Origin of the sequence: Prosthecobacter sp. (genome assembly GCF_044222565.1) — a bacterium.
In the GTDB taxonomy this organism is placed as follows: domain Bacteria; phylum Verrucomicrobiota; class Verrucomicrobiia; order Verrucomicrobiales; family Verrucomicrobiaceae; genus Prosthecobacter.
Window position 1 is genome coordinate 41,441 of the sequence record NZ_JBGANA010000020.1, and the last position, 18,112, is coordinate 59,552.

Annotated in this window: 14 protein-coding genes; 7 read left to right on the top strand and 7 right to left on the bottom strand. The window is 61.6% G+C overall.

The features are described from left to right. Positions 1–206: 206 nt before the first annotated feature. Complete coding sequence (locus tag ACILSR_RS24250) at positions 207–881, bottom strand: DUF2306 domain-containing protein (RefSeq protein ID WP_395752396.1); 675 nt, start codon at positions 879–881, stop codon at positions 207–209. Positions 882–903: 22 nt separating this feature from the next. Between ACILSR_RS24250 and ACILSR_RS24255 the strand changes: the two genes are divergently transcribed. Then, complete coding sequence (locus ACILSR_RS24255; RefSeq protein ID WP_395752397.1) at positions 904–1,644, top strand: YARHG domain-containing protein; 741 nt, start codon at positions 904–906, stop codon at positions 1,642–1,644. 606 nt (positions 1,645–2,250) lie between these two features. Here the strand turns inward: ACILSR_RS24255 and ACILSR_RS24260 are convergent. Then, positions 2,251–2,406, bottom strand: coding sequence for a hypothetical protein (locus ACILSR_RS24260; RefSeq protein ID WP_395752398.1), 156 nt, complete (start codon positions 2,404–2,406; stop codon positions 2,251–2,253). 563 nt (positions 2,407–2,969) lie between these two features. On the opposite strand from ACILSR_RS24260, the gene ACILSR_RS24265 reads away from it, so the two are divergent. Further along, a complete protein-coding gene (locus tag ACILSR_RS24265; protein ID WP_395752399.1) occupies positions 2,970–4,268 on the top strand; it encodes a Gfo/Idh/MocA family protein in 1,299 nt (432 codons plus the stop codon). A gap of 197 nt (positions 4,269–4,465) precedes the next feature. After that, positions 4,466–7,579 carry a fused MFS/spermidine synthase gene (locus ACILSR_RS24270; RefSeq protein WP_395752481.1) on the top strand — a complete coding sequence of 1,038 codons (3,114 nt, stop codon included), beginning with the start codon at positions 4,466–4,468 and terminating at the stop codon, positions 7,577–7,579. Positions 7,580–7,616: 37 nt separating this feature from the next. Here the strand turns inward: ACILSR_RS24270 and ACILSR_RS24275 are convergent, their stop codons facing one another. Then, a complete protein-coding gene (locus tag ACILSR_RS24275; protein WP_395752400.1) occupies positions 7,617–8,510 on the bottom strand; it encodes a POTRA domain-containing protein in 894 nt (297 codons plus the stop codon). Between the two features lie 74 nt (positions 8,511–8,584). Here ACILSR_RS24275 and ACILSR_RS24280 point away from each other — a divergent pair, with 74 nt between their 5' ends. After that, positions 8,585–9,667 carry a cytochrome-c peroxidase gene (locus tag ACILSR_RS24280; protein WP_395752401.1) on the top strand — a complete coding sequence of 361 codons (1,083 nt, stop codon included), beginning with the start codon at positions 8,585–8,587 and terminating at the stop codon, positions 9,665–9,667. A 232-nt stretch (positions 9,668–9,899) separates the two neighbouring features. Here the strand turns inward: ACILSR_RS24280 and ACILSR_RS24285 are convergent, their stop codons facing one another. The 3 genes from ACILSR_RS24285 to ACILSR_RS24295 all read right to left on the bottom strand — a co-directional run bounded on the left by ACILSR_RS24285 (position 9,900) and on the right by ACILSR_RS24295 (position 13,195). Further along, positions 9,900–11,471, bottom strand: a complete 1,572-nt coding sequence (locus tag ACILSR_RS24285; protein WP_395752402.1) for a hypothetical protein — start codon at positions 11,469–11,471, stop codon at positions 9,900–9,902. A 429-nt stretch (positions 11,472–11,900) separates the two neighbouring features. Continuing rightward, positions 11,901–12,776, bottom strand: a complete 876-nt coding sequence (gene rlmF, locus ACILSR_RS24290) for a 23S rRNA (adenine(1618)-N(6))-methyltransferase RlmF (RefSeq protein WP_395752403.1) — start codon at positions 12,774–12,776, stop codon at positions 11,901–11,903. 149 nt (positions 12,777–12,925) lie between these two features. Beyond that, positions 12,926–13,195 carry a Precorrin-3B methylase gene (locus tag ACILSR_RS24295; RefSeq protein ID WP_395752404.1) on the bottom strand — a complete coding sequence of 90 codons (270 nt, stop codon included), beginning with the start codon at positions 13,193–13,195 and terminating at the stop codon, positions 12,926–12,928. Between the two features lie 152 nt (positions 13,196–13,347). Here ACILSR_RS24295 and ACILSR_RS24300 point away from each other — a divergent pair, with 152 nt between their 5' ends. After that, positions 13,348–15,708, top strand: coding sequence for a hypothetical protein (locus ACILSR_RS24300; RefSeq protein ID WP_395752405.1), 2,361 nt, complete (start codon positions 13,348–13,350; stop codon positions 15,706–15,708). 156 nt (positions 15,709–15,864) lie between these two features. Next, complete coding sequence (locus tag ACILSR_RS24305; protein ID WP_395752482.1) at positions 15,865–16,593, top strand: segregation and condensation protein A; 729 nt, start codon at positions 15,865–15,867, stop codon at positions 16,591–16,593. Positions 16,594–16,841: 248 nt separating this feature from the next. On the opposite strand, the gene ACILSR_RS24310 is transcribed toward ACILSR_RS24305, so the two are convergent. Beyond that, positions 16,842–17,012, bottom strand: coding sequence for a hypothetical protein (locus ACILSR_RS24310; RefSeq protein ID WP_395752406.1), 171 nt, complete (start codon positions 17,010–17,012; stop codon positions 16,842–16,844). 52 nt (positions 17,013–17,064) lie between these two features. Here ACILSR_RS24310 and dusB point away from each other — a divergent pair, with 52 nt between their 5' ends. Then, a complete protein-coding gene (gene dusB, locus ACILSR_RS24315; RefSeq protein WP_395752407.1) occupies positions 17,065–18,099 on the top strand; it encodes a tRNA dihydrouridine synthase DusB in 1,035 nt (344 codons plus the stop codon). Positions 18,100–18,112: the final 13 nt, after the last annotated feature.

Genomic DNA, 18,112 nt, shown 5'->3' on the forward strand with positions numbered 1-18,112 from the left:
CTTCGGCTCAAACACCCGCCGGGCTTCGACGACGGCGGGCTGGGACAGCCCGCCCTACCTGCGCTGGGCATGCGAGGTGCCCAGCGCAGTTAGGGCGGCTTGTCCTCAAGCCGCCGCCGAACGGCTCCTCGCTCTCTTCCACGCATACCGACTCCGCGTTCACGGAAAGGGAGGAAGAGAAAGAGCAGGAGGAAGAGAAGGATTTTTCACCCCTGTGTCTCACAAGAAAGCCCCCTCCTTCGCCGCCGGATCAGCCACTCCACCAGCAGCACATTCGGCACAAAGCCCAGCCATGCCACCAGACGGTAAACGTCCATCGGCCTCGGCTCAAACAGCAGCACCAGGGTGTACTTCCACACTCGCAAAGTCAGCGCGGAAAGCGTCAGCGCGTAGCTCCTCATCATCCACTCGCGATGCCATGCCCACTGCCGTCGCAGCGCCAGCCGCCAGCCCATGGCGGTGGTCAGGATCCAGCCCGTGGCCAGGATCACGAACGCCAGCCGCGAAGTGATCCCTCCATTGGCATAGAAGGCCATGATCAGGCTCGCGGGCCCGGTGATGCAGCACACGTTCAGCGCATAGCAGCGGCCCATCCACCGATGCAGCCCCGGCATGCGGCGCAGGATTCCTGGCGCGAACTGCGTGAAGCCCGCCACCAGCGCCAGCATGCTGGTAAACACATGCACCCAGAACGCCGCCTCCCAGTGGCGGATGCCCAGGTAGTCCTGCTTGATCTGCAGAAAGCCCGCGTCATCCCGCACCGGCCAGTAGTTCAGCGTGATCTCCAGCATCAGCCACGAAAGCCATGCGAGCAATGCGTAGCCGAGCACCCGCAAAATCGTTTGCAGCGCCCTGGATTTTTTTGCGGTGGAAAACAGCATCCCTCCCCGCATACTGCCCGGCATGAGCCTTCCGCCAAAGACTTTCCTCCTTTCCGCTTTCGCTTTCGTTTCCCTGCTGCTCTCCGCTGCCGCCCCCTGCCACGCCCAGCCAAAAGTCGTGGTGAAAAACGATGAAGTGGCCGAGGTCAGCAAAGACGCCACCGCCATGGTGGGCACCTACGTCGGTTTCTTTGGCGACCTCAAGATCACCCTCAGCATTGAAAAAATTGTCGGCGAGACCGTCCTCGGCTACAGCATCGTCAACGCCAACCAGCGCGCCTTCAGCGGTTCATGGCAGGCGCTTCCCGAAGGCATCCACTTTCTGGCCAAGGAGCCGGGAGACAATGCCGAAGACGGCAACTTCAGCATGACCTTCAACAGGCAGACCAAGGACCTCGCCGGGCGCTGGGAGCCCAACGACAGCAGCAAGACCCCCGTGGAGCTGGCGCTCAAGCCACGGAAGTTCAAATACGATCCCAAGGCCGGCCAGTTCCCCAAAGCCTCCACGAAACTGCTCAAGACCGCCGACGTGGAAAACCTGCGCCAGGCAGAGCTGCGCCTCATGCGCAACGAGATCTACGCACGCCACGGCTACACCTTCACCATCACGGACATGCAGCAGCACTTCGCCACCCAGGACTGGTACATGCCCATGGTGCTCGATGTCACGACCAAGCTCACCGACATCGAAACCAAAAACGCCGCCCTCATCAAGCGCTACGAGACCTACGGCGCACAGTATTACGACCGCTTCGGCCGATAAGCGCGCCCCCCCTTCCCGCAGGCCCCCATCGCCGGGGTTTCGTCAGTTTTGGCAGTTCCTATTTCAGCGGGAGGGTTTCGTCGGTTTCGGCGGTTTTGGCGGTTCCTTTTTCAGGGAGGGACTTTTTTCAGCGGGAGGGTTTCGTCGGTGTGTTTTGACAAGGGAGACATTTTTTTGCGTCCCCGCAGCTCACGACCAGCCCAGCGGAGGGTGGTTTCGTCGGTTTTGGCGGTTCATTTTGAGAAGGGTCCGAAACTTCTGCGTCACTCCGGCCAGTCCCAAGACCAGCCCATGGTATGAACCCATACCACCCGCCTCAGGCAGGCAAAGCTCACTGAATGCATGCAAGCCAGCAAAGGAAGGCATCTTTGCGACTATCCATCTCCGCGCGGGAGGTTTTGAGGGTTTTGAGGGTGCTTTTTAACAAGGGAGACTTTTTTTCATGGCCCACACTCCCATGACAGAGCGGCAGAACTCAAGGAGGCTGGGTTGTGTACCCTAGGGTAACGACGAGGGGGAAAGTAGTGCGGGCAATCCTGCCCGCGAAGAGCGCTCACGCCACGGGTAAGATTGCCCGTGCTACTGCCTGCTCTGCGGTGTCGTTAGTCAGAAGTTCCGCCAAAGGCAGGTTTCAACATCTTCAACACCTTCGGTAACTTCAACATCTTCGGTAACTTCAACATCTTCAGTATCTTCAACATCCTCGGCAAGTTCAACAACCTCAGCATCAGCCCATGGCATCCCCCCGCGCAGAGTAAGCAAAGCTGACAGATTGAATGTGAAACAGTGAAGAGGGCTACCTCCACAGTGATCAGGGACAGCCCCCCCTAGAGACACCGCCCCCTCCATGAGATGCCGCGTGCCACCCTCCTTCTCCTGGCACACACCTACCCTGCCCCTCCCCCTCACGAGAGTTTCCCCAGGTGACTATCACCAGTCCTCTCCTGCCACCTCTTTCCTCTTTTGGCGCATCAACCACTCCTCACGAAAAAACTCTCCCTGTTCAAAACTTACCCTCAAAACCTTCAAAACCCTCGAAACCTCCCGGCGCACAAATTAACTCCCCCCCTGAAAACGAACCGCCAAAACCGCCAAAACCGCCGAATCCCCATCCCAGGCAGCGCGAAAAAAATCTCTCCCTGTTGAAAAGGACCGCCAAAACCGACGAAACCGACGAAACCTCCCCTCCTGCTTTTGAGTCCAGGGACTTCGGCTTTTCAGCACTCTGCCATGCAGCGCAGTCCCCTGCCCCGCTCCGCAGCGGATTGCAGCATGCTGCGTGTCTGTGCAAGGGCCGGGTGGGTTGAGGCCGTATTCACGAAACCATGACAACGCTCAACCGCCGTCAGTTCGTCCGCACCTCTGCTTTGGCATCGCTCGCTGCTCCCGCTGTTCTGAGGGCGGCAGGAGCGGACAAAATCAACCTGGCCTTCATCGGCCCCGGCGGGATGGGGACGAACCACATCAACACGATGTGCAAACGCGATGACGTGATCTACTCCTGGGTCTGCGACGCGGACTCCAAGAGAGCCGAAGCCGCCGCCAAAAAGATTCAGGAACTGACCGGCCAGACGCCGAAGATCGCCAAGGACATGCGGCAGGTGTTTGATGACAAAGCGGTGCAGGCCGTGCTGATGGCCACGCCGGACCACTGGCACGCACCGGGCGCCATCCTGGCCGCGAATGCCGGCAAGCATGTGTATGTGGAGAAACCCTGCTCGCACAATCTGCACGAAGGCCGCCTCATGATTGAAGCCGCCGCGAAAAACAAAGTGGCCATGCAGGTGGGCACGCAGAGCCGCAGCACGGCCAGCATCAGCCAGATCATCGAAAAACTGCGCAGCGGCGTCATCGGCGAGGTCCTGGTGGCGAAGGCCTGGAACAGCCAGCTCCGCGCGAACCACGGCCATAAGCCCGACACCGAGCCACCGGCGAACCTCGATTACGAGCAGTGGCTGGGACCGGTGCCCAAGGTGCCATTCAAGACCACCTACCATCCCGGCCACTGGCGCTGGTTCCACCACTTCGGCGCCGGAGATTTCGGCAACGACGGCGTGCATGACATCGACATCGCCCGCTGGGGACTCGGCGTGGACCAGCACCCAAACCGCATCATCGGCCAGGGCAGCAAGCTCTTCTTTGACGACGACCAGGAGTGGCCGGACACGCTCTACTGCGCCTTTGAGTACGACATCGCAGGCAAGACGAAGCAGCTCATCTACGAGCAGCGCGACTGGTCCCCCTACGTACAGGAAGGTCACGAAAACGGCTGCGCCTGGTATGGCACGGAAGGCATGGTCGTCGGCGGCAAGCAGAAAGGCAGCTGGCAGATCTACGGGCGGAAAAACAAGCTCATCGAAGACATCAAACCCACCTCCGGCCCCGACCTGGCCGCGCACCACGCCAATTTCTTCGATGCCATCCGCACCGGTGCCAGGCTGAACGCCGACATCACCATCAACCACCTCTCCACCTCCCTCTGCCACCTCGGCAACGTCGCCGCCCGCACCCGCAGCGCGCTGGTATTTGATCCCACGAAAGAGCAGTTCATCGGCGCTGTCGCAGACACCTCAAAGCTGCTGAGGCGTGAATATCGCGAGCACTGGGCGACGCCGGTGGGGTGAGGGAAGAGTTGACGGTCGTTTACAGTTGTTGACGGTGGTTGACGATTGTTTATCCAATCACCCAGAACCCCTGCCCTTCCATCGCTATCAACCGTCAACCATCGTCAACCACGGTCAACGACCGTAAACTTCCCCTCCGTCTCCCCTTCCTCGCCACGCTGCTGGCGCTTTCAGGTGCCTGTGCACTCGTGTACCAGATGGCCTGGCTGCGGGAGTTCCGGCTGGTCTTTGGCGGAGCCACGCCTGCCACGGCGGCGGTGCTGGCCATTTTCATGGGAGCCATGGGTGCGGGCAGCGCGCTGTTTGGCCGCAGGGCAGAGGCTTCCGCGAATCCGCTGCGGCTGTATGCATTTATTGAGCTTGGCGTGGGCGTGGCGGCATTGCTCACGCCCCTGCTGCTGTCGCTGGTGCGTTCGCTTTATCTCAGCACCGGCGGGATTTCCACGCTGGGGGTGGTGCCAGCGACGTTGCTGCAGCTGGTGCTGGCCACGGTGGTGCTCGCGCCGCCCTGCCTGCTGATGGGCGGCAGCCTGCCTGCGGCTTTCAAATGGGTGGAGACAGACCAGGACGCGCAGCGCGGCAGCCTGGGCGTGCTGTATGGCGTGAACACCCTCGGCGCGCTCGCTGGCGTGCTGGGCAGCACCTTCTGGCTGCTGGAGCTGTGGGGCATCCGCAGCACCGTCGTGGCGGCGGCATGCGTGAACCTGCTCATTGGTGGTATGGCGTGGTATGCGGCGCGGGGAGATTCGGAGCAGGAAGTGGAAAAGAAAGGCAGGAAGGCGCAGAAGCATGCAAAGGCCGCAGAAGAAGAAACCCCGGAAGATCCCAGCGGACGACTGACGCGGCGCTTTCTGTATGCTGCTGCAGGCATCACTGGATTCACCTTTTTCCTCAGCGAACTCGTGTGGTTCCGCATTCTGGCACCCCTGCTGGGCAGTTCGGTCTATGGCTTTGGCTTGATCCTCGCGCTGGCGTTGGCTGGTATCGGGTTCGGTGGCCTGCTGTATCGCATGCTGTGGGCGTCACGGGAGGGGGCCGTCACGCAGGCGGCGCTCGCACGGGTGGCGGCGTGGCAGGCGCTGTTTCTCGCGCTGCCTTGGGCGCTGGGAGACCGCATCGCGGTGTTTGCCATCGATGTGAATCAACTGCGCTCGCTTGGCCTGCCGGGGCAGATTGCAGGATGGACGCTCATCGCCAGCCTGCTGGTGCTGCTGCCATCCATCCTCGCGGGCGTACAGTTTCCGCTGCTCGTGGGCCTGCTGGGCAGCGGCAGCCGCAATGCCGGGCGGCATTTGGGCTTTGCGTATGCGGCGAATACGCTGGGAGCCATCGCAGGCTCGCTCGCGGGAGGCTTTGTGCTGCTGCCCTGGCTCACCGCACTGGGCGCATGGCAGGCGGTGTTTGTGCTCACGCTCTTGCTCAGCATTGCAGCGGCGCTGTTCGGCCTGCGCTCTTTTTCCATCCTCTCCAGCCATGCACTCGCGGCGCTGTGGCTTGGTGCGGGCGCGCTGATGTTTCTGCCCACCGGCCCCACGGCAGCGTGGCGGCACAAACCCATCGGCTACGGCCGCGTTGAGGCGCTGCCCGCTTCCATCAATGGCCTGCGCGGTTGGCTGCACGCCAGCCGCTGGAAGATCGCGCATGAGTTTGAAGGCCGCGAGGCCAGCGTGGCCGCTGTGAGTAGCGACGACGGCTACTGCCTCTACGTGAACGGCAAGTCCGACGGCTCCGCCTTTGGCGATGCGGACACCCAGGTGATGCAGGGCCTCGTCCCCGCCATGCTGCACCCGGAGCCACACAGCGCCTTCATCGTCGGCCTCGGCACCGGCACCACCGCTGGCTGGGTGGCTGATGTGCCCGAGATGAAGCAGGTGGACGTGGTGGAACTGGAAGCCGCCATGGCCACTCTCGCGCGCGATCACTTCGCTCCCGTGAACCGCGACGTGATGAAGAAGAAAAACGTCCGCCTCATCCCCGGCGATGCCCGCGAGGCGCTGCTGGCCGCAGGCAGCCGCTACGACCTCATCATCTCCGAGCCTTCGAATCCCTACCGCGCCGGCGTGTCCACTCTCTTCACGCAGGAGTTCTACGCTGCCGCCAAAGCAAGGCTGAACAAGCACGGCCTCTTTGCCCAATGGGTGCAGGGTTATGAGGTGGATGCGCAGGCCATCCGCCAGGTGTATGCCACGCTCACCTCGGTATTTCCCCATGTGGAGACGTGGATCTCCGGACCGAATGACCTGCTTTTCATCGGGCACCAGGAAGCACCAGCCTATACCATGGAGCAGCTCCGTGGGCGCATTGCGCAGCCGCTGTATGCGGAGGCGATGAAGCGCGTGTGGCTCTCCGGCTCCCTCGAAGGCCTGCTGGCGCATCATCTCGCCTCGCCGGACTTTGCCCGGAGCCTGCTGAAGGCCCAGCCCGCCAACATCAATACCGACGACCGCAACCTGCTGGAGTACGGCTTTGCACGTGCCCTTTCCAAAGACAACACCTTTGAAACCACTCAGATCCTCGGCATGGCGATGGAGCAGGAAAAGGATGTGCCCGCGCACCTTGCCACGCAGATCGACCGCACACGCCTCGGCTATGAGCGCCTGCGCATGCTGACCGCAGACGGTGCCGAGGCCTCCATCCCGGTGGAACTCGAAGGCGATGACCAGCGCCGCGCCGATGCCATCTCTGCCTACGCGCAGGGAAATTTCCCACAGGTCCTCGCCGCATGGACGGGCGCGCCTGGCAGTCCCTTTGAGCAGCTCATGCTTCTTGAATCCGCAGCGCAGGCAGGCACGGCCGAGCGGGTGAAACCTTATTACGAAGCCCTGCGCGCAGACTGGCCGGCAGATGCTCACTTCGGCCATGCGCTCGCGGATTTCCGAAACGAGTCCTACGACGACACCACCTCCCACCTTCTGGAAGGCTTCAAAGCGCTGCGCCCGCAGGTCTGGGTGCGGCTTTCCTCCGTGCAGACCGCGCTCTCACTGGTGCCGCCGCTCGCGGCCAACAATCGCGATCTGGTGCCGCAGTTCGTCGCTGCACTGCAGCAGCCCTTTCCCGGCGGACTGGCCGAGCCGAGCCGCTTGAACACGCTGATCCAGATCATCACCCTGCTTTCAGATGCGGAGAAGATCGAGGTGCTCTCCCTGTTTGAGCCGAATCCCCCCTGGCAGCGCCAGTTCCTGGAGTTCCGCGCCAAGACGTATCGCGCTGCCGGTCATGCACTCAGCGCGCAGGCCGAGCATGATGTGCAGGAGTTTCTGCGGCATGCGGACCGGCCGCTGGATGAAGGTACGAATGCGGCATCGCGATAGGGCAGCGGGCATGAAACCCACCGCTTGTCCTGGCAGACTATTTTTCTTCCACCGTGATCTGAAGATCCTTGAAGCCCGGCTTCGCCGCAGGGATGCCCTCGACCTCCACAGCCTCGAAAAGACCCGTGCGCAGCAGTGCCTGACGTCCTTCCTCAATGAGAACCGTGTTAAAGACATCACCTGGAGCGAGCTTGAACTCCTTGCGTATGTCCTCCTCTTTGACGCTCCCATTGCCTGAGATCCTGACCTCCCGCAGCAGAGATTTCTTCCCTTCATCAATCTCATACTGCACCCGCAGCGAACCCTTGCCGATTTCTCTGATGCTCGTTTCCACGGCTGCATCCGCGTAGCCGCGAGCGCCATAAAAGCGGGTGATCATCCTCCGGTCCTGCTCCAATGCTGACCCCGAATAAAGCTGCCCGACAACGGCGCGGGTCGTCGGCGCGATCTGCTTGGAAGTGAACGTTTCGTTTCCGGTCAGTTCCAGTTCATTCACACGATAAAGGTCTCCGCTGTCGATCACGAACACGAGTTTCATGCGATCATCCTTCGCCAGATCGCCTCTTACATCCTTGAGCTTTACATAGGTGTAACCTTGATCGCGCAGGCTTTTCTCAACAATCTCCGCATCAGAGTTCAGGGTGTCTTCATCATAGATCCCCCCTTCTTTGAGGCCGAGCTTTGAGCGCATTTCTTCCGCGTTCAGACCTTTGACGCCTTCAAAACCAATGGATTCAATAACCTTTTCATCTCCGGCCCCTTTGGATTTTGTGCCCATGCTGCGATGCCTACAGTCAAAAGCAGGCCCAGAAAAAGCATCATAAGCCGAGGATTCCAAGGGTTTGCAGTCATGGCACAGGGAAGTGGGAATGCAGGAGAGGCGGTGACGCTCTTCAGGCAGCAAAGTATTGATAGGTGCGCCGGCCTGCAAGCAGCCTCACTCAAATTCTGCCACACGTGAATCACCGCTTGGATGATCGCACCCCGCATGCACGTACGTTGTTTATGCTCTCCACCCTGCTCGTGATCCTCGCGACGGCTGCGGCTGCGGCTGAACCGCTGCCGAGCACGCAGATCGACGCGCTGCCGAAATCGGCCGCGCTGCCGGGGGATACGCGTGAGAAGATCGCGCTGGGGCAGCTGCTGTTTTTTGATCCCATTCTCTCGTCCACGCAGACCGTCTCCTGCGCGAGCTGCCACCATCCGCAGCATGGGTGGGCGGACGGCAGGCCCACACCGCTCGGCGTGCATGCCACGGGCCTCGGGCCAGCACGCAGGCTGGTGCAGGGCGCTGCCTTCACCCCGCTCACACGCAACACGCCCACGATCCTCAATGCGGCCTTCAATGGCATCGCCTCCGGCAGGCCTTATGATCCCGCGCAGGCACCGATGTTTTGGGACAATCGTGTAAGCAGTCTGGAAGCGCAGGCGCTCGCGCCCATCCGCCAGCGCGAGGAAATGCGCGGCGATGCGTGCAGCGAAACCGAAGCGGTCCCGCAAATGGTGGCGCGCCTGAAGGCCATCCCCGAATACTTGGCGCTGTTTGAAAACGAGATCACCGCAGAGAAAGTCACACAGGCCATCGCCGCGTATGAGCGCACGCTCATTGCGCCGGACACGCCCTTTGACCGCTTCATGCGTGGCGACAAATCTGCCATGACCGCTGAACAGCAGCAGGGCATGGCCGCCTTTCAGAAAGCCGGATGCGCCCTCTGCCACAACGGCCCCATGCTCTCTGATTTCAAACTGCACGCCATCGGCCTCACCGACAGCGCCACGAACCGCACCGAATTTCGCACGCCCTCCCTGCGCAATCTGCGGCACACCGCGCCCTACATGCACCACGGCGGCAGCACCTCGCTGGATGAAGTGCTCTTGTTTTATGACCGCCTCATGGATCAGGCCGCAGAGACCCTGGAAGGCGGAGACGAGAGCAGCCTCCCACCGCTCGATCCTCTGCTCCGCCAGATGAATTTGCTGCCGGAAGACCATGCGCCCATCCGGGCTTTCTTGGAAGCGCTGAGCAGCGATGAGTATGAGAAGACGGTGCCGGAGAAAGTGCCGAGCGGGCTGCCTGTAGGAGGATAGGCTTCCAGCCTGTCGGTATGGGCGTATTGAGCGTTCGCATGCGTGCGTGCTGCGACGCTGCAGACCGTCAGGCAGGATGCCTGACCTCCGCTCCGAACCGCGCGAGCCACACAGCAAAGGAGGATAGGCTTCCAGCCTGTCAGTATGGGCGTATTGGGCGTTCGCATGCATGCATGCTGCGACGCTGCAGACCGTCAGGCAGGATGCCTGACCTCCGTTATGCGTCCCCTTCTCACCACGCATCCGTACGAAACGGCTGCGCAGGCAGACCATCCTTGTTGAAGAGGTTGGCCCACTGGAAGGCATTGCTCCAGGCGTAGCGCACGGCGGCGGGCTGGGGAACGTCCTTGCTGGAGACGACGACGGTGTCGCCTTCGATGACGGCATCGGCCCAGACGAATTTCTTGTCCGCACCCGCGATGGCGAAGCCCTGCAGTTTGTCGCCGTTCTTGAAAGCGAGTCCTTTGCCGAGGTGCTTGAACTTCAGCGTGACCTTGCCGCCGCTGATGCTGTGTGAGGCCAGCTGCGGGCCGAGGTATTCGTTCCCTTTTTCATACGCCACCGCCAGCGCCACCTGCACGGCACGCGCACCGTAGCCGGACTTGTTCGGCGGATGGATGCCGTTGCCGAGATCGCTGCTGATGACCATGTGCGTGTTCTTGTACTTCATGATCTGCTCAAAGGCCACGTGCGAGTACTCGCGGTCCGGATTGTTCGGGATGGTCTTGGGCAGCGCCGCAAACTTCTCCGCGAGACGGTTCATCGGCTGCGAGTAGTCGTAGGCACAGCCGCCACCGCTGGGCTTTTCCACATAGAGAAAGGGGAAGTCGCCCTGGCCCCAGGCTTTGCGCCAGCCGCCGATGAGAGCGCCCATGAGGGTGACCTGATCCACACCGACGATGTTCGTGCGGCTCTCGCCCTGATCCCACAGAACGCCTTTGATGCCGTAGCCGACATAGGGGCGGATGAACTGCTCAAAGAGCTGGCCCACTTTGCCAAAATTCGTCTCGCCCGCCTTGCCCACAGGCTGTGGTGCACGCGGAGCGGGAGGCGGCTGCTTGCCTTCTTTTTTCGCGGCTTCTGCCAGCGGCTTCCATGCGGCGATGTCGGCATCCCACTTGGCTTTGTCGGTGGCATACTTGGCCACGAGTTCGTCATATTTATACGTCGGGGCAAAGGCCTTCACCGCCGCGGCGCTGGCGGCATCGCTGCGGTACATTTCCTCGCTCAGCCAGAAGCCGGAGGGCGTTCCGCCGACTGCGCCCACCATCAGGCCCACTGGGACACCGAGCTCCTTCTGCAAAGGAAAGCCAAAGGAGAACAGCAGCGCACTGAATTTCACATTCGTCTCCGGCGTGGACTGCTCCCAGGTGGCATTGGCATCTTTGCGCAGCAGGCGCAGATGTGGGCAGCTCTGCTTGGATGCGGCATCCAGCACGGGATCATCCTTGGTGTAGCTGGCCACCACCATATCCATGTTCGACTGGCCGGAACCGATCCACACATCGCCCACGAGAACATCGTCGATCTTCTTGTCGCCGATCGTCAGCGTGCGCGGCTCCGCGCTGGCTTGCAGGGAATCGAGCTTCACGCTCCACGCGCCTTTGTCGTCCGCCTTGGTTGTCTTGCTCTGACCGGCAAAGGAGACCGTGACCTTCTCTCCCGGAGCTGCCGTTCCCCACACCGGCACCGCCATGCCGCGCTGCAGGACCATGTGCGGCGTGAAGACTTTGGAGAGCTTCACCTCCGCATGGAGAGCGGAGGCGAGCAAAAGCAGGGAGATGCAGGCAAAGGAAGATTTCATGAGATGGGATGTGGCAAGGCTATACGGACGGCAGAGCAAGATCTAGCGCCAGCATGCATGCAGGAGGATAGGCTTCCAGCCTGTCGGTATGGGCGTATGGAGAGTTCGCATGCGTGCATGCATGCTGCGACGCCGCAGACCGTCAGGCAGGATGCCTGACCTCCGCTCCGAACCGCGCGCGAACACAGCAAGGAGGATAGGCTTCCAGCCTGTCGGTATAGGCGTATTGGGTGTTCGCATGCGTGCATGCATGCTGCGATGCTGCAGACCGTCAGGCAGGATGCCTGACCTCCGCTCTGAACTGCGCGCGAACACAGCAAGGAGGATAGGCTTCCAGCCTGTCGGTTCGGGCGTATTGAGCGATCGCATGCATGCATGCATGCATGCTGCGACGCTGCAGACCGTCAGGCAGGATGCCTGACCTCCGTCTCAAAACCGCCAAGCCAGCGCGCGGCTTTTCTTCTGGCCTTGCGCCATGTCGATTTTCCGCACCTCAGCCGCCTTCACTTTGCGGAGGGCTTTCTCCAGTGGCCCCAGATGCTCGCTTCTGGACACCAGCGTGGTGAACCAGCCGCACTGCGGCGCAAACTCCACGCTCTCCGCAATCATGCGGCGGATGAAGCCCAGTTCGCCGCCCTCGCACCACAGCTCATTTGCTTTGCCACCGAAGTTCAGCCCGGTGCTCTTGCCACCCAGATTCCGCAGCTTCCTCTGCGTGCCTGCGGCTGCCTCGGCGGCCGAGGCATGGAAGGGCGGGTTGCACATCGTGAGATCAAAGTGTTCTCCTTTTTGAATGATGCCGTGAAAGCAGTGCTGCGCCGATTTCTGCAAACGGCACTCGATCAAGCCCGCCACACCCGGATTTTTAGCCACCATCTTCCGCGCCCACTGGCACGCCGCAGCATCCACCTCCGCGCCTACAAAGCTCCAGCCATACTCGCTCGCGCCGAGGATGGGGTAGATGCAGTTCGCGCCGGTGCCGATGTCCAGCACACGCACCTCTGCGCCACGTCGCTGGCCGATGAGGTCCGCCAGATGATGAATGTAGTCGCTGCGCCCCGGGATGGGCGGGCAGAGTGCGCCGGGTGGAATGTCCCAATGCGCCACGCCATAGGCCTGCCGCAGAAGCGCCGCATTCAGCGCCTTCACCGCCTGCGGATCCGCGTAGTCGATGCTGTCATCGCCATGCGCATTCGGCTTTACAAATGCCGCCAGCGCTGGCGCACACGCGATGAGCTGTGGAAAGTCGTAGCGTCCGTTGAAGCGGTTGCGCGGGTGCAGGCCTGCTTTGGTGGCGTGGGTCATGATGGCAGAGAGGAGTGGGCCGCAAAGAGGCGCAAGAAAAGCAAAAAGGGATCCGAACACCCGATCACGTCGTTTTGATACACAGCACCATCAGCCCTTCCGCTGTTCTCGTGCTTGCGTCCTTTGCGTTTCTTTGCGGTCATCCTTCCTCACCTGCCACCTCCCGGCGGCGTGCGGTCTTCGCCGAAGTATTTCTCGCTGCGGTAGCGCAGCCACACGCGCAGCACCTGCGGCACTTTTTCGCGCTCCGCCTCGCCCAGGGTTTCATACAGCGCCATGGCTTTCTCGCGCTCGCCACGGCAGGCGCGGTTGTTGTGCGCGTCCCAGTAGCTGCGCGCCACGCGGATGCGGCGGCAGACTTCCTTGATCAAGGCGCTGCCGCTGAGCGGTTTGTCGCTGGGTTTCTTTTTGGCAGGCATGCAGGGATGAGATCAGGTTAGCCGAAAAAGGGAAAAGAGGAGAAAAATAAGAGCGGCGATGATTTGCATTGCCACAGGGCCTCAAGATTTCATACATCTTGCACATGGGCATACATCGGTGGCTTGGACGCACGCTTCTGTTATTGGCATTCGTGTTCCACTTAAGAGGCGCAGCGCAAGATCCGCCCAGTCTACTCACCGCCCGCATCACCGCCGTCAAAGAGAGCGATTGGCAGCGCGAGATGGCGCAGCCGGCCATCCCCATCGGCTTGCGCGAGAGTCTGCGTGCACGCACCCTGGTGGAGCTGGCGGGCCTCTTGAACGAAAACGAGGTGACCTTGCTCAACATCGGTAAAGAGCAGGAATTCCCGACCGAGTGGCACCTCACCGAGGACCGTCAGAACGTCAAAGCCACGAAGACCGAGAAGCAGTTCATCGGCACCGAGATGCGGGTGAAGCACGACAGCCTCGATGATGATGGCCAGAGGGTGCGCCTGGACATCACCCTCACCCACGATCTGCTGCCGCCGCAGAGCCAGCCGTACTCCTATGCCAACGCAGCCACCGGTGCCGAGCGCGAGAGGCGCAGCGTGCCGCTGCCGCGCTTTGAGCGCCTAAGCTGGAAGGGCGAAGTCATGGCCTCGCAGGAGGAGCGCATGCTCACCAGCTTTCCCTCACCACACGATCCCGGCACACGCATCGTGGTCTTTCTTCAGGGCGGCGGAGCGGCTGCGAAGGCAAAGGCTCTCACCGCCGTGCGTCAGACCATCTACCGCGTGCCTGAGCTGGACATGATCGAATGGCTCCTCAAGGCCCCGCGCGATGACGCGGCTGTGGTGCAGCATTTGGCAGAGGCGCAGGCAGCCGGGCAGGCCAGCATCATTTCCAGCGCCACAGTCTCGATGACTCCGGGCACGCAGGTGGAGGCGCAGGCAGGCACCGAGCATTGGGTGCCCACGGAGATGGACCAATACTTCGATCAGCTCTATCTGCCGCCCACCGCTTTTGAAACATGGCTGCAAGGCACCCGGCTGGTCCTCAATACCACCAGCCCTCCAGACATCCCCATCGATCCTGCGCAGGTGGCATTCAGCAGTACTTTTGCGCCCCGTCCGCCATTGTCTGTGCAATGGCCCACCTCATGGCTGCGGGCACGCGATGAACAAGGCGTGCACAGCAGGGCCATCCACGGCTTTATGGACTGGCACGATCACTTTGAAGCGGAGATCGCAGGGACCGTTTTGTTCGACAGCGCTGCTCCGCACGTGGTGGCGATGATGCCGCCTGCGGATCAGCTATGGGGAACGGGCAAAGAGCGCCCTAAACGCCAGCTGAATGTGACCGTGGCTCAGCAGCCAGACTGGACCGCCAAGCCCGCTGAAAATACCAGCCCTTCACCTCCACGCCGCCTCTTCATCGGCATCGCGCTCAACAGCGATGTCGCGCATGGGCTTCTGGGCGCACGCCAGCCGGGGCAGGACGATGCCCCGCTGCTGCAGAATCTGCTGGCCCGAGTGAGAGAGGGCAAGGCCCGCATGGTCACCTTCGCCCTCTCAGCGCATGAACCCACGCGCCGCAATCAGTTCAGCACACGCAAACACAACTACCCCACCGAGATGCCCAGCATCCCCTCCGCGTGGGAGATGAGACAGGTCGGCACACAACTGGAGGAGGAGAGAGAAATCGTGGCCCTCACCCAGCACCTGGCACCGCCTGCCCGCACCGAGTGGAAACTCGCGCGGGATGTCCCCGAAGCCATCATGTGGCAGCCGCGTTTTCGGCAGATGAAACTGGCCACCACTTCTCTCGCCTTGGTCACTCCCGGCACACATCTGCTCTCCGCGGCCGATCTCCCCGCCGTCATGGCCGCAGCGGATCTTCCAGAGCATGAGAGCTACCTCTACTTCAGCCACCTCGACACCGGCGCGACATCCACCATCGAAACCCACGACTATGAAATCGAAACGCAGATCTTCGAATTCGCCACCCAGGATGCCTCAGACTGGCAGGCCGTGAAGCCCGATGATTTTGAGACCTTCTCCCGCCAGCAGCTCAAAAGCGGCCGCGCTACCCTCCAGTCCCACACCCTGCTGCGCAGCAATCCCCAGACCAGCGCCACCCTCTCCGTGGCAGAGGAATATCGCACCGCCACCGAGTTCGACCCGCCCACCAAGAACGCCCCCCTTCGCATGCGCCCCACCGCCTTGATGGACCTCCCCGTCGGCCAGCAATTTGAAGTGGAACTTGCCGAAGATCCAGACGGTAACGCGAGCCTGAAACTCAAGCTTCAACAGTCCACCGCCCGCCCCGTCGAGCCCAGTCTGGAAGAGACCCTCCGCATCTCAGCCATTGAGGACGCCCCCTTCCCCGGCGCCAAGCATGAGCTGGATGAGTGGAGCGAAACCATCAGCCCTCCCTTCGACAAGTTTTACCCCCTAGCCCCGCCCAGCAGCACCAGCAGCGACAAGACAAAAACCCGCGGCGCCTGGGTGCGCCTGAGAAGGGTGAAGTGATGCTGGCCGCAAAGAGACGCAGAAGCCACAAAAAGGCTGAAGATGGAAGGTGAAATTTCAATCCGGATTTTCTTGCGTCTTTTTTGCGCCTCTTTGCGGCCATCCCTTCCCCCATTTTCCTCTCGCCATCCCCGAATCCCCGTTCTATCTCGCTTGGTGGAAGACACCGACTACAAAGTAAGACTCGAGATTTTTGAAGGCCCGCTGGACCTGTTGCTTTACCTTATCAAAAAGGAGGAGATCGACATTTACAACGTGTCGCTGGAGCGCATCACGCGGCAGTATTTGGATTACATCGACACTTTCAAGGCGCTCAACATTGAGCTGGCCAGCGAGTTCATCGTCATGGCGGCCAATCTGATGTACATCAAGAGCCGCGAGCTGCTGCCGCAGGCCGTGCAGCCGCCGGAGGAAGATGCGGAGGAGAACGACCCGCGCTGGGAGCTGATCCGCCAGCTGGTAGAGTACAAGAAGTTCAAGGAGGCCGCGCATTTCCTGGGAGCGCAGGAGGTGAAGGGCGATGAATTGTTCGTCACCACGCCGGAGCTGCCAGACCTCGAAGCCCCCGTGGAAACCATCGGTCAGGTGGGCATCTTTGACCTCATCCGCGCCTTCCAGCGCATACTGAAGCGGTTTGAAAACGCCAGCGACTTCCGCGAGATCGTCAATGACCGCTACACGGTGGCGGACAAGATCGAGCACCTGCTGCAGACCGTGCCCGTGGGCAGCCGCATCAAGTTTGAAGACCTCTTCACCACCGCCGCCAGCCGTGGCGAGGTCATCGTGACCTTCCTGGCCATGCTGGAGCTGATCAAGCTGAACCACCTGCAGGTGGAGCAGGAGCAGCTGCTGGGAGAGATCGTGGTGGTGCGGCCTGCCGTGTAGAGCGGCACGAGGAGGAGGAGGAGGATAGGCTTCCAGCCTGTCTCCGGGGTGAGTTGAGGACACGTATGCATGCTGCGACGCTGCAGACCGTCAGGCAGGATGCCTGACCTCCTTCCCGAACCGCGCGCGCCACACAGCAAAGGAGGATAGGCTTCCAGCCTGTCGGGTTGGGCGTATTGGGTGTTCGCATGCATGCATGCTGCGACGCTGTAGACCGTCAGGCAGGATGCCTGACCTCCTTGCGGCCATCACTTCCGCTTTGCCACCGCGGGAGTCGGTGTGGGAGCCACGCGGCTGATCTTCGTCTTCGTCCCCAGCAGCCAGAACAGGCCGCCGATGCTACCGATGAGGACAAGCGCCGCCAGCACGGTCCAGCGGCCGGGGAGGAGGGGTTTGCGATTACGGTGGCGTCTTGCCATCGGCAAATGTGACACGACTTGCCGCACTCTGCCAGTGCGGCTATGCTCGAAGATGCTTCCTTGGTTCGAAAATGACCGCTTCCCCCTCTATCTGGCCCCCATGGCCGGGGTCACGGACGTGATCTTCCGCAGCCTGTGCAAGGAACAGGGCGCGGATGTGATGATGACGGAGTTCGTCAGCGCCGAGGGCATCCTTCAGCGGGACGACCGCACCCGGCACTACACGGACTTTGACGACTCCCAGCGCCCGCTCGGCGTGCAGCTCTTCGGCTCTGACGGCGTCCGCATGGGCGAGGCCGCGCGCAAGATCATCGACTGGAAGCAGCCCGACTTCATCGACATCAATTTCGGCTGCCCGGTGAACAAGGTCGTGTCTAAAAACGGCGGCTCCTCCCTGCTCAAAGACTGCCCGCTGCTGGCCAGCGTGGCGCGGGAGGTGGCCAAGGCGGTGCCCATTCCTGTGACGGCAAAGATGCGCATCGGCTGGGACGCCAACCACGTCAATGCCGTCGAAGTCGCCCGCATTTTGGAAGACTGCGGCATGCAGGCCATCGCCGTGCATGGACGCACCCGCGCGCAGGGCTACACCGGATTGGCGGACTGGGACGTGATCGGCCAGGTGGCGGATGCCGTGAAGGTGCCGGTCATCGGCAATGGCGACATCTCCAGCGGCATGGATGTGGAGATCCGCCGCGCGCAAACAAACGTGAAGGGCGTCATGATCGGCCGTGCGGCGATGACGAATCCGTGGGTGTTTAAAGAGGCCAAGCATTACCTCGCCACTGGCACCCATGCACCGCATGCCACGGTGGAGGAGCGGTTCAGCTTCATGCGCCGGCACTGCCAGATGGCGATCGCGCGCAATGCGCACATGGGCGAACTCCCAACGCTGCGCTCCATGCGCAACCGCCTCATGAACTACACCAAGTCCATCCCCGGCGGCAAATGGCTGCGCCAGCGTTTTTCGCACATTGGCAGCCTGATGGAGCTGGAGGACATCTTTGCCGCGTATCTCGTTCATCAGGCCGAGCACGGGCATGAGGTGGCAGTGAATGTCGAGGTGGAGGCGGAAGCGAATGGGGAGTAGCAGTCGAAGCAGC

Bases quoted from the DNA above. Each gene is read 5' to 3' on its own strand.
- ACILSR_RS24250 (WP_395752396.1), bottom strand. From the start codon at position 881: ATGCTGTTTTCCACCGCAAAAAAATCCAGGGCGCTGCAAACGATTTTG.
- ACILSR_RS24255 (WP_395752397.1), top strand. From the start codon at position 904: ATGAGCCTTCCGCCAAAGACTTTCCTCCTTTCCGCTTTCGCTTTCGTT.
- ACILSR_RS24270 (WP_395752481.1), top strand. From the start codon at position 4,466: ATGGCCTGGCTGCGGGAGTTCCGGCTGGTCTTTGGCGGAGCCACGCCT.
- ACILSR_RS24310 (WP_395752406.1), bottom strand. From the start codon at position 17,012: ATGGCAAGACGCCACCGTAATCGCAAACCCCTCCTCCCCGGCCGCTGG.
- ACILSR_RS24295 (WP_395752404.1), bottom strand. From the start codon at position 13,195: ATGCCTGCCAAAAAGAAACCCAGCGACAAACCGCTCAGCGGCAGCGCC.
- dusB (WP_395752407.1), top strand. From the start codon at position 17,065: ATGCTTCCTTGGTTCGAAAATGACCGCTTCCCCCTCTATCTGGCCCCC.
- ACILSR_RS24265 (WP_395752399.1), top strand. From the start codon at position 2,970: ATGACAACGCTCAACCGCCGTCAGTTCGTCCGCACCTCTGCTTTGGCA.
- rlmF (WP_395752403.1), bottom strand. From the start codon at position 12,776: ATGACCCACGCCACCAAAGCAGGCCTGCACCCGCGCAACCGCTTCAAC.
- ACILSR_RS24280 (WP_395752401.1), top strand. From the start codon at position 8,585: ATGCTCTCCACCCTGCTCGTGATCCTCGCGACGGCTGCGGCTGCGGCT.
- ACILSR_RS24285 (WP_395752402.1), bottom strand. From the start codon at position 11,471: ATGAAATCTTCCTTTGCCTGCATCTCCCTGCTTTTGCTCGCCTCCGCT.